The organism is Pseudoalteromonas sp. NEC-BIFX-2020_015, from assembly GCF_012952265.1.
GTDB classification, from domain to species: Bacteria; Pseudomonadota; Gammaproteobacteria; order Enterobacterales; family Alteromonadaceae; genus Pseudoalteromonas; species Pseudoalteromonas neustonica.
Genome location: NZ_JABCJL010000005.1, coordinates 120345 through 143939, shown reverse-complemented (window position 1 = coordinate 143939; position 23595 = coordinate 120345). Strand labels below are relative to the sequence as shown.

Genomic DNA, 23595 nt, shown 5'->3' with positions numbered 1-23595 from the left:
ATGATTAACATCCTGTAAGTATAATTGTTAATACTGGCGCCACAACTTTGACTGGCGGGGTACCATCGTTAGAGTCTTTAGCTTGTGTATATTCAATACGACAATCATCTGTGCTTACATAGCTGTTAGGAAAAATAATTACAGTTCCAGTAGCGGCTTTAGTCGTGTCGTCTAAGTTAAAGTCACCCGCATCACCAGTTGCAAAGTCAACATCTAAGAAAGCTTCAAATGCAGCAGTACTCGCAGCAGGATAACCATAAATAGTATCAACTGCAGCGCCTGTATCAACCGTTACTGTTGCGGTTGGTTTTTTATGATCACTTGAGATTATTGATTTACCATTAACGATGTTCATACCGCTGCGAATAGAGCCTTGCAAACCTTCAAGTGTTGATGCATTTGCATCGCCTTGTAAGTTCAAAAAGCGCGGAGCAGCCGTTACCGCAAGTATGCCAAGGATCACGATCACAATGATCAATTCTACTAGGGTAAAACCTGCTTGGTTGTTCATTTCATTGCTATTCATTGATTGCGTTTTCATAAGTAAGCCTCTTTTGTTATTACTTAAGATTTAAAAATTTGCACTTTGCCTATTTTAGGAAAGTACGAAAACCCTTTGGTATCAATTAATTGCTTACCATTCTTAGGGATATTTTCAGCATCTAAAGAATGACTAAGATAGTAGATACACTGCAACGCATCTGCGTCGTACCTTACTAAAAAACGTACATCTTTAACCTCTGACACTGTACTACTTAGGGTACTGCTTGGCGCATCTTGTAAAATCACATTCAGCACCTGTTGGCATCTTGCACTACTCATTGCTAATGCCCGTGTGTCTTTTTGCTCTGTTTCATCACTAGTAGGAGTACCTGTTTCACCATCAACTCCTACAACCACACCTCCATAATTAATATAAGTAACAAACCGTGAAGCAGCGCTACCTTTAGGTCGTGCTTCTAATTCCCATTGCCCTCTGACAAACCCGACTGCGCTGGCAAAACCACCCGCGACAGCATCAATGTTTGCACTATGAGCCTGCTCTTTAACATTCATAAATTGTGGTACAGCTACACTCATAACTACGGCCAACAAAATCACAACTAAAACCATTTCAAACAGTGAAAAACCATTATTGTGTTGCGCCATATTGAGCATTATCACCCCCCCTTTATTGCTGACATCATATTCCACATCGGCATAAATATACCCAACGCTAAAATAAGGACCATAATGGCAACAAATACAGTTAAAATAGGTTCTATCTTCGCAGTTAAACTACGTAAATCATAATCAACTTCTCGCTCATAATAATCAGCAGCCTCTTGTAGCATTTCATCAACACGGCCTGTTTCTTCACCCACTGCAACCATTTGTAATACCAGCTGCGAAAACAACTCACTACTACGCGAAGCTCGCAATAAGCTATCGCCCTTTTCTATTTCCTGACGAATAGATAAAATAGCTTTTTCCATGTAACTATTATCAACGGCTTGTGCTGTAAGCGATAAGCCTGTAGTCATCGGTACACCTGAGCGCAGTACCATAGCCAAGCTTTGGCTATAACGAGCAAGAAGTGAGCGATGAATAATATGGCCTACAAAAGGGATTTTTAACTTGTAGTGATCCCAGTTATACAAACCTTGTTCAGTCGCTAAGTAGCGCTTCCAGAAAAAAATAGTCATTGCAATTATCAATAATAGTAACCACCAGTAGTTAACAAAAAAGCGGCTGGTTCCTATTAATATCTGCGTCATCAAAGGCAACTCAGCATTAAATCGAGCAAACATAGTGGCAAATGTGGGGATTACAAAAATGTTTAAAATCACCATGGCTATCACTAAAGCTGCGATAACAAAAATAGGGTAACGCATCGCTGTTTTAATACGTTTTCGTGTGTCTTGTTCTTTTTCAAAATAATTAGCAAGTTGTAAAAAAGCATCTTCTAAACGCCCTGAACCTTCGCCCACCAACACCATCGAAATAGTCAAACGACTAAACACTTTATTATGCATGCTCATTGCACTAGATAAATCTCGACCTTGCTCTAGCTGCTTAATAACCTCAGTTAAAACCGCTTTAAACTCTTTATTTTGTGTAGTATCTGCTAACCCAACAATGGCACGAATTATAGGTATGCCTGCTTTGAGTAATGAATACATTTGCCGAGAAAACATAATCATGTCGTCAAGGCCTACTTTTTGTTTAAATAGTTGTAAACCTGGAAATTGAATATCATTTTCACGCTCGATCAGTGTGATCGTTATTGGTATAAATTGACGACGCATTAAGTTATCAGCTACGCCGGCTTGATTGACCGCTTCAAGCTTGCCTTTTACTAATGTTCCTTTATGATCTTTAGCTTGGTAGCTATAAAGTTGCATCGTCATCTCCTATTATCTCAGGGATATATTCAGCAACTTTAAACACTTCATCCAATGTGGTTAGGCCCTGTTTTGCATACTCTAGTGCCATGCTTGATAAAGGTGTGAATTGAGCGCTATTTTTAGCCGCGTCAGAAAAACCTTGCGTATCATCTTGGCGTAATGCATCCATCATGGCATCATCCATTTCCAGTAGCTCAAACACCCCAACACGACCTTTATAGCCCGTATGGTTACACGCAGTACATCCTTTCCCACACCAAAACTGACTATTAGCAACATCAACTTTCAAATACTTTAACCAACTCGTTTCTTGATGATCAGGGTGGTATTGCGTTTTGCAGTTTTCACATACTCGCCTTACTAGCCGTTGAGCTATAATGGCACGTAATGAGCTGGCAACCAGATAGGCTGGCGCGCCCATATCAATTAAACGCATTGCACTGGTGATCGCATCATTGGTATGTAGCGTTGATAAGACTAAGTGCCCTGTTAATGCACCTCTTAAGCCAATTTCTACGGTTTCCTGATCTCGCATTTCACCAACCATCAAAATATCAGGATCTTGGCGTAATGCAGTGCGAAGAATACTGGCAAAACTGAGCCCTATTTTGTTTTTTATTTGCACCTGATTAATACGGCCAATTCGATACTCAACAGGATCTTCAACTGTAATAATTTTCTTTTCAGGCTGATTAAGCTCACTTAGCGCCCCATAAAGAGTGGTCGTTTTCCCCGACCCCGTCGGCCCTGTAACTAAAATCATCCCATGGGGGCGCTTTAAAATACTGCGCAAGCGTTTCAAAATATGCGTCGGCATACCTGTTTCATCTAAAGTTAGTAATCCAGCTGATTGATCAAGTAACCGCATAACTACCGATTCACCATACTGCACCGGCATCGTGGATAACCTCACATCAATACTATGTGTATGAACTTTAATATTAAATCGGCCATCTTGTGGTAGACGTTTTTCTGATATATCTAAGCCAGACATCAACTTAAGACGTAATACTAATGCAGAGGCAATTTTCACCTGATGTAATATGTGCTCTTGTAATACACCGTCAACACGCTGGCGAATACGCAACATACTTTCATCTGGCTCGATATGGATATCCGATGCCCTTACTTGTACTGCATCTTCAAAAATAGACTGTAGTAATTTAACAACAGTTGCATCTGAAGAATCATCACCGAGAGAGTTTAAGTCAAATTCTTCAACATCCTCGTACTCTTCATGTAACTGTTCCGCAAAGCTGGTTATCTCTTCCGTACGACGATAGACATTATCGAATGCAACCATAATTTGGCTTTCTTGCACTACCGCCAAATCAATTCTTTTTGGTGCAAATATTGGCCCTAGTTGATCTAACCCTCTTAAATCAGCCGGATCACTCATACCTATAAGTACTGAGTCGCCATTATCTTCAATTACAAGTGCGCGGTAACGCCTAGCCATAACCTCTGATAGCAGCTTAGACACTTCTGGGGATATTTTGCGTTGTGAAATATCTAAAAATGGCACTTTAAGTTGCTGAGCTAAAAATCGTAGTAACTGAGGTTCACTAATAAACTCAAGTGCGATTAACGTTGCACCGAGTTTACGCCCCGTTGCAGCTTGCGCATTAAGAGCCTCACTTAGTTGCGCTTCTGTGATCATCTGCTCATCAACTAAAAGATCCCCCAAACGCATTCTTAAACTAGGCCTCATGATACCTCCTTAAGCGCTAACAAGCGTTGCTCTGCATGGCTTTGTATTACCGGACTCAACCCTCCCATTTTAAGAGCTGTTTGATAATAACGCTTTGCGTTTTGGTAATCCCCAAGCGCATCTTTAGAGGTTGCCAGTGCTAACCACCACTTACTTTCTTGCGGCTGTAATCGAGTTAGTTTTTCAAAACATCGCAATGCAACATCATGTTCCTCTAGTTGCTGCGCAGCAGTGCCTTTTAAAGTCCAAAATTGATTATCTGCTTGCGGTTCAAACTCATCACCGAGAAGCTGTAAAACCATACTGTACTGACGTCGAGTAATGTAAATTTTGCTGAGCAATACGCGCCAGTGCAACACGTTAGGATCATACCCTATGCCTTCTTCTAGAATACTCTGCGCAGCAAGAATGTCCTGCTGTAAAAAGTAACTTGCCGCCAATAAATTACGCGCTTCAATGTGCTCAGGGTCACGCTGTAAAATAAGTACCAGATCATCCGTAGCCTCTTGTTGTAAACCAAACTCTAGCGCATTTCTGGCTTGTGCCAACAAGGCTGAATTTTGCTGCTCCATAGTCGTTATTACTGAAGCCTTTTTGATGCTAAAGGTATCTTCAGAGCTATTAATCATCGGTTTACTGATTGCAGCATTCACTATTTCAGGTGCACTGTTTTTCAATACTACGGCTGCAACAGGCCCCCCTGACTCACTATTACTTTCCATCATTGGCTGTTGGTTTATTACTGGCTTTTGAAAACGTGCAACCTGATTAGCCCCACTATCATTAACTAATGCTTTTTCCTCTACATAAGATGCCGAATTCATAAGCTTATTTTTACCTGCGGTGACTAACGTGTTAGGTTTATCTAATACCTCACTCTTAATTAATGGATCGATAGCTACTTTGGTTGCTGATCTCTCTACAATTGAATCTACACGCTTAATTTTTTTATCAGCCGTTGGTAGATAAATATAAGCCAATACAATTGCTGTGATTGCGATTAAAACGACCCCACACTTCAGTCCAATTGTTTGGTAATCATAAATGGGGGCAACGACAATACTTTTTTGCGCAAACGGCAGTGTTGCACCACTTTCACGCTGCTCTATGCTTTTAAGCATCGAATTAATTACACTCATAGCCACTGCCTCCAAAACCAAATACCTGCAATCACTAACATACTGCAGCTGGCAACTATATAACTCCAATAATTTATTAAATGTGCATTTTGGCAATCTTCAGTGTCTTTTACCGCACTGTAAATGTGCTGTATTTTTATTTCATTCACCCCTTCACCATAAGCTTGTAACAATACTTTATGGCAAAGCACATTTACCAAACGTGGGATTCCTCGACTCGCTTTTGCTATGCGCAATCCTAACTGCTGTGTAAATAGTTGTGGCCCATTAAAACCTGCAACTTGTAGCCTATGGTTGATGTAATACACAACTTCAGCAGGTGTCATTGCACGTAATTGATAGGAAAAACCAATCCGTTGACGCAACTGACGAACACGGCTATTAGCTAGCTTTTCATCCAATTCAGGTTGCCCAAATAGTACAACCTGAATTAGCTTCTCACTCTCGGTTTCTAAATTAGTAAATAAACGTAATGCTTCTAGCGTATCCCAGCTCAAGCACTGCGCTTCGTCGATCAGTAACACCACTTTTTTCCCGGCCTGTTGCAGACTTAATAAATGATGATTAATTAATTGGCTTAGGGCTTGCTGATCGAGCTCTTTATTTAGATCCATCCCTAACTCAACAGCTAATGCCCAGCGTAGTTCATCAGGGTTTAAGTAAGAGTTTGGTAAATAGGCTACCGTAAAATCTTGCTCTATTTGATTTAACAATTTACGACATAAAAGCGTTTTCCCAGTGCCTACCTCGCCCGTTACTTTAATAAACCCCTCCCCCATTTCTAGCGCCGTAAGCAACACTTGCATCGCTTCATTATGCGGTGCCAGAGCACAGAAGAACTCGGTATTTGGGGTTAAGGTGAAAGGCATTTCACTTAGATTGAAAAAGCTCAAATACATGATTAATTCTCATACCAAGTATTAAGTAATTGGCGACTGCGAGCTTGTTGCTTCTTCCACGTATCAGGCATTACAACAGTTGGCTTTAATAAAATAACTAGCTCTTTCTTCTCTTGACGCTTACGCACACTTCTAAAAAGATTACCAAATAATGGTATGTCGCCTAGTAGCGGTGTTTTTGATTCTTCATCCGTTGTGATCGTTTGCATTAAACCACCGATCACCACAATTTCACCACTTTGAGCACGGATCACCGTATCAGATTCACGAATATTACTTTGCGCCAGCGGTAGGATAAATTCGTCATTATTCAAAGTAATTACTTTTTGCTGTTCCTCTGTTTGTGTTACAGACGGATGAACATGTAAAATGACTGAGCCGTATTTATCAATCTGCGGTGTAACATCTAATGCAATCCCTGAGAAAAATGGTGTTAAATCAATTTCTGGTGTTGTTGTTGTTGCATTACCTGTAACCGTCGTACTTGAAACATTAGTAACAAAGTACTCATCCTGACCGACTTTAATTACTGCTTTTTGATTATTAGTTGCTGTTACCCTTGGGTTTGATAGCATTTGTACATCGCCTTGGGTTTCTAATAAGCTAATCACACCTGTAAAATCAGCGTTATTGATAACTAAATTTGAAACACCACCAAGCGTGGCTGAAATGCTGTTACTAATTTGCCCTGCGGCCGTTGTTGCAAATGACAAACTCGTACTACCTATAGAGCTTGCAATTTCATTCCAATTAACCCCCTGTTGATATTCATCTTTCAAAGTTACTTCGACAATCTTCGCTTCTAAAATAACTTGTCGTTGCAAGTTTTCTTGGCTTTGGCGTAAAAAATCTTTCAATTGCATAATTTCACTTGGCAAGGCATTTACAGTCACTAAACTTGCCTGAGGGCTGGCAATAACATAACGCCCCTCTCCAGTACCAACCAGTGTTTTTAAAGCGATCTCTAAGTCTTTCCAAAAATCATTTTGATTTGTGGTTTGTATACGAGAGCCATTTAATTCAATATTCTGATTATTGCTGGATTGGCCATTTTGCTGGTCACTATCACTTGAGTTGTTACTTGATCTTGAGCTACTATTTCCCGCCATTTGACTCACACCACCAGCAACAACACTGACTGTAGATTGGCCACTTCGCTTCATCATTAAATAATTAACAGGAATAGTTTCTGTACGCATTTTTGCGGGAAGTACCTGTACAATTCGCCCTTCGTTAATAATATCAAGCGGATACATTCGTTTAATAACGGTAATAACCTCATCAAATGTTACGCTTTTTAAGGTTAAGCTAATTGTTCCACTTACCTCTGGGTGTACTGCAACACTGTAAGGTGTATCGTCCGTAAGACCTGCAAAAAAGGCTCGTATATCAACATTATTAGCAGATACTTCAAAACGCTTCACCGAAAGCTCGTTATTTAAACTCTGCTGAGGGCCCACTGAAGATAATAGGCTTTGAGCTAGCTCCTCAGGTACATTTAACGGTGCAACTGTAGGCGTATTATTTGGAAGTGCTTTTAACTCTTGCTCGATATGAGGCTTGATCCCTTTACCTGGTGAAAAGCTGTGACAACCATTTAAAATAATAGGTAACAGCAATAAAACAGCCAACTTGTGGGGAAAATTAATTTTTAATGTCATAGTCATATAAATCTAATTTTATTTGCTTGTTATCATTCGCTAGTACGACTCTTTTAGAGTTTATTGCTAGCACTTTGTAGCCATCTATCTGATCGCCAATGGCATATAATTGCCCAGAAATAATTGCTTTATACCCTTGCTGTTTCTTTATTATTGACTGCAATATCAAATTTCCAGTCAACACATTCCCGCTTCCCTTTGTTGTAATGGTTTGCGGTCTAGTCGGATCTTTTAAAGTTTGTGCAACCGCAGCTACACTGGCGCATATTGATATCAGCCATAAACTACAGTGAAAGAAATTTTTCATTCGCGCTTACCGTTGCTAACTGTATGGTTAATTGAGCATTTGGATATGCTGTCACTTGATAATTAAACTCTTGGATCAACAACTTTTCTTGGTTTTTTTTAAGTGATTCAAGATAGTTTTGCAGGCCAAAGTACTCGCCCTCTAACGTCAAAATCATTTGATGTTCAAAAAATAAAACTTGCGCATCTTGCTCACCTAGCTTTGCAACATCAATCCCTTTTGCTGGTAGCACTTTAAAGCTCAATACTTTGACATTCGGATGACTTTTTAATAATCCTCTTAACATGTCAGGCACACTCTCAGCAGCTACAAAGCCTTGGCTAAACGCACTCAACCTCTCATCAGTATCGATTAATGCTTGTTCTGCATTGATTATTTGTTGACGAAGCGCTTTTGTATAGTCGGTATTTAACGCTTCCTCTAACATTGCAAACTGAACTTGAGACTGCTGTAACTCAACCTTAATGGCCTTTAACGAGTCTTGCTGTAATTTTGCCGACTCTTGCTGTGGAAGCACTAAAAACCAACAACCTAAATAAATAATCAAAAATAAACCAACAGCTAATACGGCATATTTTTCGCGTAACTGTAGTGCTTCAAATCGTGTTTGATATTTCACCCATAAAGGCCAACTACGTAGACTTTTTTTACTATTCGTCTTCATAGCGAATTCCCTTTAACAACTAGCTCAGATGAAACATTAAATTCATTAATGCCATCCTCTTTTTTATTAAACTCCAATACTGAGAATTCTTTCCCTGCAAAGTAAGGTGATTGCTTTAAATTACTTAGCCAAATAGGTAGTTGACTTGATTCGGAGGTTTGTCCTTTGAGGGTAATTTTTTTCCCTGCAAATATCAGTTCAGTTAACCAAATGCTCGGCTCATTGTGACGCGCTAAATCAATCATTATTCGGCTATAATCAGTGCCCGATAATTCGTTAACTACTTTTAAATAACTGAATATTTGCTGCTTATGAGCTATTTCTTGCTCGATTAACTTTAACTTTGTAACTAACCGGTCTTTATTTTGTTTTTCTGCCAGCTTAATTTTTATTGCCTCAAGCTCTACATACAAACTATCTAATCGTTGCTGGCTTCCATCTTTTTCAGTTTTATTATGTTGTGTTTGTAATGTGAAGCCTCCCCAACTAGCTGTCACTATAAAAGCAACAATAGTCCATATAACTAAAACACCTTGGAGTGGCATCAAGTCACGACGCTTTCTTAATGATTTATGATAAAAATTAATCCTATTCTTCACCTGATTAATCCTTATTAGTCATCAATAGAGCCGCACCTAAAGCATAGTAGAACTGCTTTTCAACACCTTTAGCCATATCTGAATTAGGTTGAAAGTCGACGACTTTAATTTGTAATAACTCAGCAAGCTCTGCACGCACCGCTAATGAAGACAAGTTGTCACACTGTAATTGCACACTACGGATCGGAGGTTGTTTTAATTGCGATTCAAAGAAATCCATTGAACGCTGTATTTCTAAAGCTAATGCATCAACAACTGCACTATCTTTATCTGTAATACCAATAAAGCCATTTAAGCGCCTAACTAAAACTAACTGACCATCTCGTACGATGAGTATTCTTGGTTCAGTATCTGCGTGTTGAACCACCAACATATGTGCATCTTTGTTTTTACCAAATAAAGCAAGCAGTACCATTTCTTCAGAAGTGAGCGAACGTAATACGGCGTCTGTATCTATAAAACAATTAATAAGCGGTATTATTTGCTGCTTATCAGTTATAAACACATTCATTTTTTTACTTTGCATCGGTAAAGCAATTGGATAATCAATAAAATCGGCGACAATATTTTCTGGGGCGATATTAACTAGATCTTTACTCGTCCACGGCAGTGACTGAATAATCTCTTCATCTGTCAGGTTAGGCTTTTCCATCTGCAAAATTTGATAAAAATAATGTGGTACTACCAAATTAACAGCACATGTTTGGCGACTTACTTCGTTTGTACAGGTAGTAATCGCCGTTGTATAATCACGGAGGTCTGTCACGTATTCTGTATGTGTTTTCTCAATTTGCCACAAGCCTTGTATTTGCTTCAAACAAACTGCATTCACGGTTTTAGCATATGTAGCAACACCTATTATGCAGTTAGGATCTATCCCTTGCTGCAACCATGGAAATAATGAAAAAAGCCTTTTTTTCATATAGCTACTTAAATATTAGTACGATTTTCTAAGTATTGTATATATTTCCTAGGTCGCAAGTATTGCAAAGAAATAAAGAGGCAATAATGTTAAAACTCAGCACGATAAATGAAAACTCACCGTTAAAACAAATAGATGGAGATAACTTAAAAAAAAGAAATTTATTTTTAAGTATTAAGCGTGACGATCTGCTGCACCATTCTATAAATGGCAATAAATGGCGTAAATTAAAATATAATTTATCTGCTATGCAGGCTCAAAAGAAAAACGAATTACTTACATTTGGAGGGGCTTTCTCAAATCATATCCATGCATGCGCAGCAGCTGGGAAGCTTCTAAACTTTAAGACACGCGGAATTATTCGTGGTCCTGAACTCGATCTAAATAACCCTACATTGCAGTTTGCTCAACACTGCGGCATGCAATTACACGCAGTTACCCGCTTAGAATATAAAGAGCGTAATAACACAGATTATATTACCCAACTTCAAAAACAGTTCCCAAACGCCTACATCCTACCGGAAGGAGGAACAAACAAAGCAGCCCTTCAAGGAGGAAAAGAATTGGCACAATCCCTACCAGTGGCCGACTATATTATTTGCCCTACGGGCAGTGGCGGCACTCTAGCGGGGCTCATTGAAGGCAGTAATAAAACCACTAAAGTATTAGGTATTGCGGTGCTAAAACAAGCGGAATATTTAATAAATGAGATAAAAATACTCAGCCAAGCCGCACGAGAACAAAATAACTGGCAATTACTAACTGAGTTTCATGGTGGTGGTTATGGAAAATTCACGCCTGAACTTTGGCAGTTTTGCCAGGCGATGCAAGTGCGGTATCAGCTACCTTTAGAACCAATTTACTCAGGTAAAATGATGTATGCGCTTTGGCAATTAATAGAACAAGATTTTTTCCCCGCAGGCAGTCGAATTATTGCTATACATACTGGTGGACTTCAGGGGTTAAACGGTTTGCGCTATCGAAAACTCATTTAAATCATTTTTCGAATTGATGTACTTTTAAGGGCGCTCTATACCCAAGTCACCTCAAGATGCAGTTTCAGTTGGAGTTAAAAGCGATTTAGGCAAGGCATTGATTGAAAATAATAGTGGTTCTATTGTTAAAGTCAATAACGCAGTATAAATCGCTTTTAAACCAACCCTCTGGGCGTTTCACAGGCGCTTACTCTCATCGTTGTTACTTCTTAAAAGGGACTGCCATTATTGCAAAGTAACGCCTTGATATTAAGCCCCTGTGAAACGCTGAAGTCTGCATCTTGAGGTGGCTTGGGTATATAAGTAACACCTAACTAGATGTTACTTGATTAAATTCTTGCAGTGGTTCAGTAAAATAAAAGCCTTGCGCCGCCACTACGCCTAATTTTTTTAATGTATTGAGCTCCAATTGTGTCTCAACTCCCACTCCATATACGGGTAGATTAATACGTGTACTTTGCAAAACAATTTGGCGAACAGCTTTTTGCTGTTTTAGATTACTATCTATATTATGGATCAGCTCAAAACTAAGCTTTAAGCCTTTCACTATTTTATAAGGCTCCAGTAAACCTATTTTATTACTGGTGGTCACATTATCAATTAATACAGTACCACTGATGGCTTTAATAGCGCTCAATGCAGACGTTAGTTTAGGGAGATGTTGGTAAAAATCATCTTCTAAAATCTCGAATTGAAGCTTATTCGAGCCTTTAAAGCTACGCATTTTTTTATCAAACCATAACCAAAATTGACGACTAAACCAATTAAGTGGGTGCACGTTAATACTCACCGTTAACGAGCTAGGCTCAGCTTCCAATAATTTAATTACCTGCTCAACAACCGCCTGATCCAATTGCACTATCGCTGTCTCATTCGTTAACTGTGGGATAAACTGTCGAGCAGATAGCATTCCTAAAGACTTATGTCTAATGCGTATTAAAGCCTCATGCTGTAACATTTCGCCTGTTGCCAAATCAAACAAAGGTTGAAAAAACAACATAAACTTTTTCTTCGTTATGTAATCAGGTAATGTATCCGCACCTTCAGCTAACTCGATTGAACGAGTATAATTAAATGGAATTCGTTGAATATGCTGCCACGCACTTTGTTTAGCCTGCACTAATGCAGATTTAGTTAATTGATAAACAATCGTTTGATCGGCACCATCACGGTAATTACACACACCTACTTTTACATCTTTACGGGACAAGTCACCACGGTATACCAACGCAGCTTGGAATATTATTTGATGTAAGCGCTTCATATAATTATCAACATCTGTCTGGGAAATATTCTCTAAGGTAATAGCCAAACCGCCTGAAGGCAGAAGTTTTACTGAAATTTTAGACAGTTCTTTAAAGCCTTTTACAATAACGAGCTTAAAGTGGTTTTCTAAATCAATATTATGTGGAAATGGCTGACCACAGTAAAATAACGCAAAAAGATGATTATAATTATTCTGTATAGCATACAAGGTCGTGAGCGCGTTCTCTGGCGGAAGTTGTTTAAGCTCTTGATTACTTTTATCTATATGCGGTTCTTCAATTTTATCTTCAACAGACTTAGCTAATGTAAATGGTAAATCATCTTGAGGTGCACTCAAAACAGGCTTAAGCTTACTTTTAAATAAAACACACCACCAGCGATAACTCCATACAGCGACTCCTATTAATATTAGATTCAATAAGATAAATAAATAACTTTCAACAATCCATGAAGGCCAATGGTATAGCTTTAAGCTCACTGATTTATAACTGAACACCTCGCTTTCCTCTGCCATGAATGCAGAAAAGTGCAGTGGTGCCTCGTGTGGTTCGAGCATAAACCCATGATTTTCAGCAAGCGCTGCTATTACATCTCGTTCAGTAATAACATCTATTTTTAAATCATAAACTTGCTTTGCCAACTGCCCACCTGTGTGGTGAACTTTTTGATGTAAAACTTCCCCTAGCATAATATTAAATATGCCAAGTAACAGCGTAAAAGCAATCACATAGATGCTCAGCATACGCATTTGTGCATTCCTCGATTCAATCACTTTTATTATTTCGCTATTATTTTTAATAGCTAAAGTGTTGTTCAAGATCCTTATTAACACAAGGCTACAGCTGGATTTAAAGAAATTTCCTAGGAGATACTGTGGCAGGTTTATATTGCGGGGTTAAACCACAGTCATGCATTTGGGTTTACGCAAAGCGGAGCTCATACGGTATGACTACTTTCTAATAAAACTAAAAAAAAGCCGCTTAATAGCGGCTTTCAATAAAACTTTTCAAGTTAACCATGATTTAGAACGGGATATCGTCGTCAAAATCGATTGGTGGCTCCATCGGATTTGACGCGCCGCCTTGTGGGGCACTTTGTGGTTTAGGTGCAAACCCACCTTGTGGCTGTCCGCCGCCTTGTGGAGCATATCCGCCACCTTGGCCACCTTGATATTGATTACTTTGTTGTGGCGCTGCTGCAGGCGCTGACTGTGGACGAGCCGCAGGTGCTTGTTGCTGTGGAGCAGGTGAGTAGCTTTGTTGTGGTTGTGCTGCTGGTGCATTTGCTTGTTGGTTATAACCACCTTGTTGTGGTGCATTTTGCTGCTGATAACCACCCTGAGATTGACCACCGCCTTGCTGACCACCTTGATAGCCACCACTTTGTTGGTCGCCGCCACGTGCGCCCAGCATTTGCATTTGGCCAGTGAAACCATCAACAACGATTTCTGTCGTGTATTTTTCCTGGCCTTGTTGATCAGTCCACTTACGTGTTTGAAGTTTACCTTCAACGTAAATTTGCGAACCTTTACGACAGTATTCACCTACAATTTCAGCTAGCTTGCCAAAAAATACTACGCGGTGCCATTCTGTTTTATCAACCATTTGACCGGTATTTTTATCTTTATAGCTATCTGAAGTAGCTAAAGTAATGTTCGCTACACCGTTGCCATTAGGCATATAACGTACTTCTGGATCTTGACCTAAATTACCAACCAAGATTACTTTATTTACACCGCGTGCCATGGACTACTCTCCTATAAACGTTAGATTAAACCAGCCATTTTTCGGGCTTGGTCTAGGTCAAATTTTTTGTCATCAATCTTTAAATAACTGCGATTTTCATCACAAACTACTGTTGCTTCAATTACGCCCGGCAAAGCAACTAAACGAGAAGCGAGGGATTGCGCTTGCTCCTCGTTACTTAATTCTGTCATTAAGCTTATCATTTTACTTCTTGGCGGGACTTGCATATTCCACGCAAGGATAAGCCATATTACCCCAACAACTGCGGCTGCGGCAAACACTGCTTGCGGGGTTGTTGATTGCGCAACGTAACCCCCTAAAATACCACCTAAAAATGCACCAAAAAACTGCCCCGATGAAAATACCCCCATCGCAGATCCTTTTTGATTAGCTGGCGCTAACCGCGAAACCAAGGCGGGCATGGTGGCTTCTAAAAAATTAAACGCAATAAAGTATGCCAACATACATAACGCCATGCCTATTACTGAGTTTACGCCAAACGCCATTGCCAACATGCTCAGTGCCAGTAAGGCGATAGAGCCAATAAACGCTTGCTTTTCTTTTTCTTTACGAATGGCAATAATCATCACTGGCGCCATTAATAAAAATGCTAATATGAGTACGGGAATATACACTTGCCAATGTGATTGTGCAGCTAACCCCTTGGCAATTAGTTGTCCTGGTAATGCAACAAAAATAGTCGTAAGCGTTAAATGTAACAACATAACCCCTAAATCTAAACGAGCTAATTGGGGGTGTTTAATCAATTTTTTAATATCAGTGAAGCTTGCCAATGTATCGCCCTTTGGGGCTTTATTTACGGCTTTTGGGACTAAAAACAGCACGATAAAAATACCCGCAACAGCCAAAATAGCGGTAAGCCAAAATACCCCTGCAATTCCCCAAGAAGCAGCAACCATCGGCCCAAGTAACATGGCTACAGCAAAGCTCATACCAATACTCATACCAATCACAGCCATCACCTTAGGACGTTGTTCATCACGGCTTAAATCGGAGGCAAAGGCAAGTAAAGAACTGGCAATAGCTCCCATACCTTGTAATGCACGACCTACGGTAACCATTTGCATAGAATCAGCCATGGCTGCAATAACAGAGCCCAAAGCAAATACGCATAAGCCACCAACAATAACTTTTTTGCGGCCGATTTTATCGGAAAGCCAACCCATGGGAATTTGTAATACAGCCTGCGTTAATCCATACGCGCCAATTGCAAAACCAATCCAAAGCGGTGAAAAACCAGATAAATCTTGCCCATAAATAGCCAGTACTGGCATTAACATAAATAGGCCAAGCATACGAAATGCAAACACGCTCGCTAGGGAAACTGCGGCGCGTTTTTCTCGTGAATTGAGTGAAGATGCTGTCATGATTCGCGTGTTCTTGCTGTCTATTAAAATTCGAGCAGGGATTCTACCACAAGCTCGCTAATAAATAATCGCCTCTAAGCGATGATTTTTCATTGATCAAGGATTAATCTTCTGTCGTATTATGAGATACTCAGTAAATCAATTTGGTAATGAAACGAGATAGCATGGAAAACATTGAAGTCCGAGGCGCCCGAACGCACAATTTAAAAGACATCAGCCTAACCATCCCCCGTGATAAATTAATTGTTATCACTGGCCTATCTGGTTCAGGTAAATCGTCTTTAGCATTTGATACGTTATATGCAGAAGGGCAACGTCGGTATGTTGAATCTTTATCGGCCTACGCCAGACAATTTTTATCTTTAATGGAAAAACCCGATGTTGATCATATTGAAGGCTTATCACCCGCCATTTCAATTGAGCAAAAATCAACGTCGCATAACCCACGCTCAACCGTTGGTACCATTACCGAAATATATGATTACTTACGTTTAATGTTTGCCCGTGTTGGTGAGCCGCGTTGCCCTACACATGATTTACCCCTTGCTGCGCAAACAGTGAGCCAAATGGTCGACACTGTTTTGGCGTTTCCTGAAGGCAGTAAATTAATGTTGCTTGCTCCGGTAGTAAAAGAGCGTAAAGGCGAACACGTAAAATTACTTGAGCAGCTTTCGAGCCAAGGTTACATTCGTGCCCGTATTGACGGTGAAGTATGCGACCTATCAGATCCCCCAACTTTAGAATTACATAAAAAGCACACGATAGAAGTTGTGGTTGATCGCTTTAAAGTAAAAGATGGCCTACAACAACGTTTAGCTGAGTCATTTGAAACAGCCTTGGAACTTTCATCAGGCGTTGCAACTATTGCCTCAATGGATGACCCTGATAGCGAAGAGCTGCTTTTATCTGCTAATTTTGCTTGCCCAACGTGTGGGTATGCAATGAGTGAACTTGAACCGCGCCTGTTCTCATTTAACAATCCCGCAGGAGCATGTCAAAGCTGTGATGGTTTAGGCGTTCGTCAGTACTTTGATCCTAATCGCGTTATACAAAACCCGGAACTTAGTTTGTCAGGTGGCGCTATAAAGGGCTGGGATAAACGCAGCTTTTATTATTTCCAAATGCTACAAGCCGTTGCCGATCACTATAAATTTGATTTAGAAGTCCCTTTTCAAGAACTCACTAAAGATGCTAAAAAAATAATTCTTGAAGGCTCTGGCGATACCAAAATCGCTTTTAACTACCGTAATGACCGTGGTGATTTAATTACCCGTAACCATGAGTTTGAAGGTGTGCTCAATAATATGAACCGCCGCTACCGCGAGACAGAATCAAACTCTGTACGCGAAGAACTAGCAAAATACCAAACAAGCCAAGCATGCCCAAGCTGTAAGGGATCACGCTTGCGCCAAGAAGCGCGTAGCGTATTTATAGGTCAAACTAATTTACCAACCATTACTTCAATGAGTATTGGTGAAGCCATGGCCTTTTTTGAAGGGCTAAGCTTAACGGGTCAAAAAGGCCAGATCGCAGAAAAGATCTTAAAAGAAATTCGCGATCGTTTGTCATTTTTAATCAATGTTGGTTTAAATTACCTCTCACTTGAGCGCAGCGCCGATACCTTATCAGGTGGTGAAGCACAGCGTATTCGCCTAGCGAGCCAAATTGGTGCAGGTCTTGTCGGTGTTATGTACGTACTTGATGAACCTTCAATTGGTTTACATCAACGCGACAACGACCGCCTATTACAAACCCTTATTCACTTACGTGATTTAGGCAATACAGTTATTGTCGTAGAACACGATGAAGATGCTATTCGTGCGGCTGATCATATTATTGATATTGGTCCAGGTGCTGGTGTGCATGGAGGTTATGTTATAGCTGAAGGTACTCGTGATGATATTTTAGCAAGCGAAGAATCTGTCACTGGCCAGTTTTTATCTGGTAAACGTAAAATTGAAGTACCCGCACAACGCCACCTTATTAATGATAAGTGGTTAGAGTTATTTGGCGCTACAGGCAACAATCTTAAAAATGTAGATTTAAAAATTCCATTTGGGTTAATGACCTGTATTACGGGTGTGTCTGGCTCAGGTAAATCAACGCTAATAAACGACACTTTATTTAAGCTTGCACATACTGAGCTCAATGGTGCCACAACCGCAGAAGCCGCTGCATATAAATCAATTAGCGGCCTTGAACACTTTGATAAAGTCATTGATATCGACCAGAGCCCAATTGGCCGTACTCCGCGCTCAAATCCTGCAACTTATACCGGTATATTTACAGGTATTCGTGAGTTGTTTGCCGGCACACAAGAGTCACGTTCTCGTGGTTATAAAGTAGGTCGTTTTAGCTTTAACGTTAAAGGCGGACGCTGTGAAGCTTGCCAAGGTGACGGCGTAATCAAAGTCGAAATGCACTTTTTACCGGATGTTTATGTCCCTTGTGATGTATGTAAAGGGCAGCGTTACAACCGCGAAACTTTAGAAGTACAATACAAAGGCAAAAATATTCATCAAGTACTTGAAATGACTGTTGAAGATGCGCATGACTACTTTGATAAAATACCAGCAATTGCACGCAAACTAAAAACATTGATGGATGTTGGTTTATCGTATATTCGTTTAGGTCAAGCTGCTACCACACTCTCTGGCGGTGAAGCACAGCGAGTTAAACTCGCTCGAGAGCTATCAAAGCGTGATACCGGCAAAACCTTGTATATTCTTGATGAGCCAACCACAGGGCTACACTTTGCCGATATTGAACAACTGCTTGTCGTTTTGCATCGTTTACGTGACCATGGCAATACGATTGTTGTCATTGAGCACAACTTAGATGTGATCAAAACAGCAGATTGGATTGTTGATTTAGGTCCTGAAGGTGGCGCCGGTGGTGGTGAAATTCTAATTGCTGGTACGCCAGAAGAAGTCGCTGAATGTGAGCGCTCACATACGGGCCATTACTTAAAGCCCTTATTATTAAAATAAGGGTTTTAAAAATTGTGGCAGTCTTATTTTGACAGCCCATAAAGCAGGCCACAATAAGAAAACATCACTCTATGTTTGTAGTAAACTACTTTCTTAAGGTTGGCCAAGTAACCAAATTTGCTTATTTATTTAGAATTGGCGATTGAGAGTTGACCGTCACAGCAAGGCGGTCAAAAAGAACACAACTGTCTATTGTCAAAGTTAAGGCCTATTTGTTTTAGTTTTAATTTCTGTAGCATGTCTTTTTGCTTTGAAAGGCAATGCAGCGACATACATTGATACTTGCAATAAAAGCATAGCAAAAAACACTATTACAAAATTTATTGCCATTTCGATTGGAAACGGCGTTACTTCAAAACCAAACCGCATAAATTTAGCAATTGAATGTGCATTATTGTGTATCAACACATCAAAGTAACTACCAAGTAAAAGCAGGAACAGGCTGATACTTAATGAAAAAAAAGATAAGAAAAATAGCTTTATCATTGACACTTTACTTTTAAGGTGTCGAGCAATCAGATGTATCCATAGCAAAAAAGATAAACTACCTATAAACATATAGCACCAACGCCAGCACTTAAAACCATGGCAAAAAACCAAACTTGTTTGGACATCTCTTGCAAATTTAAATCATTAGGATCGTAGCTATTTGTGCCAAGAAAGACAAAAATAGCAATATATACAACAAGAGAAATAAGCGAAAAAGGTAAGTGGCCTAATACTTCAAGCCGTTCCTTCTTACGTATTTCTTCGTGCCTTCTGTTTTTTTCAGCAAGTTTCTCTAAAGGATCCATAATTATACCAATCTGCATAAATATTTGAACAATTTAAGGAAGTCGTTAGCTATATGTTTCATCCAACCTTAACTACAACTACTATACTTTTCAGCTATTTCACATATGAGAAACAAAAGCACAAATCAAAGGGGCAGCCATAAATTTACTTTTGAAAAATACAAACTTTAGAGTGGGTGCCCTCTTCATTCTCTAACGTTATTCAACGGCAATTCCCTCATAGCAGCAAAACACGTAAAAACTGGCTGCAGGCGACGAGCTACCAACTCACTAACTTTATCTGTGTGTCTTTAACATCACGGCGGTTAAATAACAGCTCGTTATTGTCGTTTACGTTAAAAGAAAATGATTTAAAATTAACGTGCACTTCTTCCGTTTCACTATTCGCCAAATTAAATCGAGCCACGCGCGAGATGCCATCGCTTATATATAAATACTCTGTATTAATTGCGTGAAACGAAGTCGCTTGCTGTGCTTTGGGGATCTGCCAACGTTTATTATCCGCTAATCTTACTAGTTCTTCATTCGTCACAGCAAAGCTTTTTCCCTGGTTATTATTGATCAAAGTGTAAGGGGCTATATCATTACGTTTATTTAGCTCACGCGTTAGCAGGTTAAACTGCCATAATTGATAGCTTGTAGCCTGCTGCTCAATAAACCATATTTTCTCGCTATTATCTGACCAAGCATAGCTAACAATTTTTAATCCTTTTAACTCCTCTACTGCATGTAGCTTATTAGTCTGAAGGTCGAAGAATGTTAACTCTTTATTGATCTTTAATAGTAAAAACTTGTCGTTCCCTGACATTCGCACAAAGCCAAAGCTAGGCGTGCCATGCTCAACAGTAAAATCACTTAGTTGGGTTTGTTGCCCTTGTGTATCTGACCATAACTGGGCGCTTCCTGAACGACTAGAGACGAATAATGTACTTGCATACCCATCCTTATTAAAGGGAGCCGCATTATAATTATTACCTTGTGATTCATATAACCGCTGTCCTTGCATTTTTTGCGAAAATAAATCGGTTACCTTGAAAATCGAAAATTGCTGTGTTTGTGATGGAGAAAAATAAAAGCTATTTAAAGATTGAGCTGCAATATAATAAGGTGAAATATAAGGTGATATCTTACGAACAGTTGTTTTATTGTCAGCTATATTGACAGTGGTTAATCTGTCATTTTCAGAGATATGTACACTTTCTTCATCAGGTATCCAATCAAATGCGAAGCTAATACTTTTCGCCTCTGCTTGGAACAAGCGTTTAGTCTCTGTTGTCTGCAAATTGTAGGCAAAAAGTGAAAAAGGTTGTCCTTGCGTAGCTTGAATATAGCCTACATATTTACCTGAAGGAGAAATGCGTGGAATCAGCACACCAAACATCACTTCAGAACTTGGCACTAACGTTGTTTCTTGTTTTGAAAAGGTGTTATATCTGTAAAGCCCCGCTCCGCCTTGCTTGTTTTTATATTCAGAATAATATAAAAACTTACCGCTTTCATCAAGCTGTGCATAACCTGTATAGCGTAAATCGCAGTCACGTATAACTTGTTTACTACCTACATTAGGAAACTCATGTAAATCGATTAACACCATTAAACATTGTTGTTCTGCTAATTTAGTCGCTTGTAGCAATACACTGTGCTGCTTATGCTGCCAGGATAATATAGACACATCGTAATCTTTGTAATCAAGTTGGATTTCTCGTTGATCCGTTATCCGCTTCACATATGCGCGAGATTGCTGAGTCATCATATCGCTATTGCTGTAACCTAAAAACTGCTTATCAAAGGACAGTAAAGGCACTGATTCCGCCCCTATATTCCAAGTACTTGGGGTGATTTTTGTGCTGGTGTTAATCACACTAAATTGCGCTATATCCTCTGATTTAACTGGCTTTTGTATTACAAACCAGCCTATAACGGTAAGAGTAAAGAAGATAATTAACACCAAGCCATACAGGCCGTATTGCTTACTTTTATTCGACTTCACAACATCGAGTGATTCTAGATTATTGTGCTCAGTAAGCGTTTCTATAACCGTGGATCCTACGTTTTTGCTATCTAAGGGCTCCTTTATTGCTGTTTTTGAGGGCAGCCCTATTTTCGCTTGCTCAGTTGTCGTTAATTCCGTTGCCGTTAACAATGTTACCGCAACGCTCAAGCTATAGCCTTTACGATAGTGAGTTTTTAATAAAGGTGCTTTTTCTACAGGGTGAGATAGTTGCTTACGAAGCTCTGAAATAGCGCGGTTGATGGCATTATCATCAACAAAACTTTGCCGCCATACCTGCTCAACCAGCTCTTGGCGAGCAATAATTTGTTGCGGCTTACTAATAAAGTGCATGAGTAATTTAACCAGTAACGGATCTAATTCTCGTTCTATATTTTCTGCAACGACAACACAGCGACTTTCAATAAATTGCCAAGGTCCGATTTGATAATTCATAATCATTATTTCTTTTTTTGTATGCTGGAACCCTAGCACAGGGACGACTAATTATGTAGTGAAACCTTATCTATAAATATAACATTTAAAATTAACCTCTTGATTTTGAATGATAATAAAACAAAGAACCTTATCAATTAATTGCTTATATCTAGATAAGCGACTTTAGTAAACCCTAGCGCTATTCTTATCACCGTCAACAGCAAACCTAACCGCTAAACTATTCGCAGTTAACTTTTGCTCTTATATATTAAATAAACAATAGGATTCTATTATGAAAAATTTAATCAAAAAAACACTATCAGCATTAATTATCACGGCGGCATTTACTTCATCTGCGACAATGGCGGCGGGTAAGCCTGAGTTAGTAATGCAACAACTTAGCAGTGCTCACCTCCCTAAATCGATAACACAATACTCACATACAAAAGAACAAGCATTTCAAAGCAGCTTAAGTACAAAACTAGATATGAGCTTAGAAAAATCAATGAGCGACATACATAAAAAAATAAACAAAGAATTATCAGATAAGCTCGATAACCTATAATGCTGTTTAATAAAAGCTACACTGCCAATATGTTAGTGTAGATAGAATACGATTTGCTTAAAAATAAAAAACCGCTTTCGAATAGTATTCGAAAGCGGTTTTTTATCGACTAAAGCGAGATTACGGGCGTGGTATAAATCCTAGTGCATTGTAAACTGCCTTTAACGTTACCTCTGCACGTGCGCTGGCTTTTTCGGCTCCTGTCCTCATGATGTTATCAAGCAATGTTTGATCTTCACGAATTTCTTTAAAGCGCGCTTGAATTGGCTCAATCATGCTAACAACAGCATCAGCGGTGTCTTTTTTCAGATGACCATACATTTTATCTTCGTACTCTGGCACTAACTCTTCAATCGAACGCTTGGTCGCTACTGACATAAGAGTAAGTAAATTAGATACACCTGGTTTTTCAGTACGATCAAAATAAATACGTGCCTGCTCGTCTGAATCAGTTACTGCTTTTTTCAGCTTTTTCTCGATCTTTTTCGGTTCATCTAACAACATGATGTAACCATTTGGATTTTCATCAGATTTAGACATTTTTTTAAGTGGATCTTGCAAGCTCATTACACGCGCGCCGAACTCAGGGATATAAGGTTCAGGAACTGTGAACACATCGCCGTATAAATTATTAAAACGTGTCGCGATATCACGCGTAAGTTCTAAATGCTGTTTTTGATCATCTCCCACTGGTACTTGATCTGCTTGATAAAGCAAAATATCAGCGGCCTGTAATACCGGGTAAGCAAATAAACCAACGTTCACATTGTTAGCATGCTTTGATGATTTATCTTTAAACTGGGTCATGCGATTCAGCTCGCCCATTTGCGCATAACAATTTAATACCCAACCTAATTGTGCATGCTCTGGCACTTGTGATTGCACAAATAACGCGGCTTTTTCTGGATCAATACCACATGCGGCATAAAGCGCGATGCCATCTAATACACGTGACCGAAGCAACTTTGGATCTTGGCGTACTGTTATCGCATGCAAGTCAACCAGCATAAAGTAACTTTCGTGGTCTTCCTGTAGCTTAAGCCACTGGTTAATAGCGCCAACATAGTTGCCTATTGTCATACCACCGGTTGGCTGAATGCCACTTAACACTACTGGTTTACTCATGATGTTCCTT

General features: G+C 39.5%; 21 protein-coding genes. 3 read left to right on the top strand and 18 right to left on the bottom strand.

The features are described from left to right. Window positions 1-4 precede the first annotated feature (4 nt). The 11 genes from HH219_RS05595 to HH219_RS05545 are packed head-to-tail and all read right to left on the bottom strand — an operon-like array spanning window position 5 to window position 10289. Window positions 5-541 carry a prepilin-type N-terminal cleavage/methylation domain-containing protein gene (locus tag HH219_RS05595; RefSeq protein ID WP_169326871.1) on the bottom strand — a complete coding sequence of 179 codons (537 nt, stop codon included), beginning with the start codon at window positions 539-541 and terminating at the stop codon, window positions 5-7. Between the two features lie 23 nt (window positions 542-564). Then, window positions 565-1158: a prepilin-type N-terminal cleavage/methylation domain-containing protein gene (locus HH219_RS05590; RefSeq protein WP_169326870.1), complete on the bottom strand. Its 594-nt coding sequence runs from the start codon at window positions 1156-1158 to the stop codon at window positions 565-567. Between the two features lie 2 nt (window positions 1159-1160). Further along, window positions 1161-2384 (bottom strand): type II secretion system F family protein, encoded by a 1224-nt coding sequence (locus HH219_RS05585; protein ID WP_169326869.1) that lies wholly within the window; start codon window positions 2382-2384, stop codon window positions 1161-1163. Next, a complete protein-coding gene (locus tag HH219_RS05580; RefSeq protein ID WP_054204846.1) occupies window positions 2371-4098 on the bottom strand; it encodes a GspE/PulE family protein in 1728 nt (575 codons plus the stop codon). Before HH219_RS05580 ends, HH219_RS05585 begins: the two co-directional genes overlap by 14 nt. After that, entirely contained in the window at window positions 4095-5237 is a 1143-nt protein-coding gene (locus tag HH219_RS05575; protein WP_169326868.1) for an agglutinin biogenesis protein MshN, read from the bottom strand. Before HH219_RS05575 ends, HH219_RS05580 begins: the two co-directional genes overlap by 4 nt. Then, on the bottom strand, window positions 5234-6136 hold the full coding sequence (locus HH219_RS05570; protein ID WP_169326867.1) for an AAA family ATPase: 903 nt from the start codon (window positions 6134-6136) through the stop codon (window positions 5234-5236). The genes HH219_RS05575 and HH219_RS05570 overlap by 4 nt, the downstream gene beginning before the upstream one ends. A gap of 2 nt (window positions 6137-6138) precedes the next feature. Further along, complete coding sequence (gene mshL / locus HH219_RS05565; protein WP_054454796.1) at window positions 6139-7797, bottom strand: pilus (MSHA type) biogenesis protein MshL; 1659 nt, start codon at window positions 7795-7797, stop codon at window positions 6139-6141. Further along, window positions 7781-8104: a hypothetical protein gene (locus HH219_RS21775; protein ID WP_064435812.1), complete on the bottom strand. Its 324-nt coding sequence runs from the start codon at window positions 8102-8104 to the stop codon at window positions 7781-7783. Before HH219_RS21775 ends, mshL begins: the two co-directional genes overlap by 17 nt. Continuing rightward, complete coding sequence (locus HH219_RS05555; protein ID WP_169326866.1) at window positions 8082-8768, bottom strand: type II secretion system protein M; 687 nt, start codon at window positions 8766-8768, stop codon at window positions 8082-8084. Before HH219_RS05555 ends, HH219_RS21775 begins: the two co-directional genes overlap by 23 nt. Next, on the bottom strand, window positions 8765-9367 hold the full coding sequence (locus HH219_RS22395; RefSeq protein ID WP_169326865.1) for a PilN domain-containing protein: 603 nt from the start codon (window positions 9365-9367) through the stop codon (window positions 8765-8767). The genes HH219_RS05555 and HH219_RS22395 overlap by 4 nt, the downstream gene beginning before the upstream one ends. Window positions 9368-9371: 4 nt before the next feature. Continuing rightward, on the bottom strand, window positions 9372-10289 hold the full coding sequence (locus tag HH219_RS05545; protein WP_169326864.1) for an MSHA biogenesis protein MshI: 918 nt from the start codon (window positions 10287-10289) through the stop codon (window positions 9372-9374). A gap of 86 nt (window positions 10290-10375) precedes the next feature. On the opposite strand from HH219_RS05545, the gene HH219_RS05540 reads away from it, so the two are divergent. After that, window positions 10376-11284, top strand: a complete 909-nt coding sequence (locus HH219_RS05540) for a pyridoxal-phosphate dependent enzyme (protein ID WP_169326863.1) — start codon at window positions 10376-10378, stop codon at window positions 11282-11284. A gap of 310 nt (window positions 11285-11594) precedes the next feature. Here HH219_RS05540 and HH219_RS05535 read toward each other — a convergent pair whose 3' ends face one another. The 3 genes from HH219_RS05535 to HH219_RS05525 all read right to left on the bottom strand — a co-directional run bounded on the left by HH219_RS05535 (window position 11595) and on the right by HH219_RS05525 (window position 15683). After that, window positions 11595-13367, bottom strand: coding sequence for an EAL domain-containing protein (locus tag HH219_RS05535; protein ID WP_152960620.1), 1773 nt, complete (start codon window positions 13365-13367; stop codon window positions 11595-11597). 205 nt (window positions 13368-13572) lie between these two features. Continuing rightward, complete coding sequence (gene ssb / locus HH219_RS05530; RefSeq protein ID WP_169326862.1) at window positions 13573-14295, bottom strand: single-stranded DNA-binding protein; 723 nt, start codon at window positions 14293-14295, stop codon at window positions 13573-13575. A gap of 20 nt (window positions 14296-14315) precedes the next feature. Further along, entirely contained in the window at window positions 14316-15683 is a 1368-nt protein-coding gene (locus tag HH219_RS05525) for an MFS transporter (protein WP_054204864.1), read from the bottom strand. 164 nt (window positions 15684-15847) lie between these two features. Here HH219_RS05525 and uvrA point away from each other — a divergent pair, with 164 nt between their 5' ends. Beyond that, entirely contained in the window at window positions 15848-18673 is a 2826-nt protein-coding gene (gene uvrA, locus HH219_RS05520) for an excinuclease ABC subunit UvrA (protein WP_054204865.1), read from the top strand. Between the two features lie 201 nt (window positions 18674-18874). Here uvrA and HH219_RS05515 read toward each other — a convergent pair whose 3' ends face one another. The 3 genes from HH219_RS05515 to HH219_RS05505 all read right to left on the bottom strand — a co-directional run bounded on the left by HH219_RS05515 (window position 18875) and on the right by HH219_RS05505 (window position 21913). Next, entirely contained in the window at window positions 18875-19159 is a 285-nt protein-coding gene (locus HH219_RS05515) for a hypothetical protein (protein WP_169326861.1), read from the bottom strand. Between the two features lie 62 nt (window positions 19160-19221). Then, window positions 19222-19467, bottom strand: a complete 246-nt coding sequence (locus tag HH219_RS05510) for a hypothetical protein (RefSeq protein WP_169326860.1) — start codon at window positions 19465-19467, stop codon at window positions 19222-19224. Between the two features lie 259 nt (window positions 19468-19726). Beyond that, entirely contained in the window at window positions 19727-21913 is a 2187-nt protein-coding gene (locus tag HH219_RS05505) for a winged helix-turn-helix domain-containing protein (RefSeq protein WP_169326859.1), read from the bottom strand. A 274-nt stretch (window positions 21914-22187) separates the two neighbouring features. Between HH219_RS05505 and HH219_RS05500 the strand changes: the two genes are divergently transcribed. Further along, window positions 22188-22460, top strand: coding sequence for a hypothetical protein (locus tag HH219_RS05500; RefSeq protein ID WP_054204868.1), 273 nt, complete (start codon window positions 22188-22190; stop codon window positions 22458-22460). Between the two features lie 120 nt (window positions 22461-22580). On the opposite strand, the gene trpS is transcribed toward HH219_RS05500, so the two are convergent. Next, complete coding sequence (gene trpS, locus HH219_RS05495) at window positions 22581-23585, bottom strand: tryptophan--tRNA ligase (protein WP_054204869.1); 1005 nt, start codon at window positions 23583-23585, stop codon at window positions 22581-22583. Window positions 23586-23595: the final 10 nt, after the last annotated feature.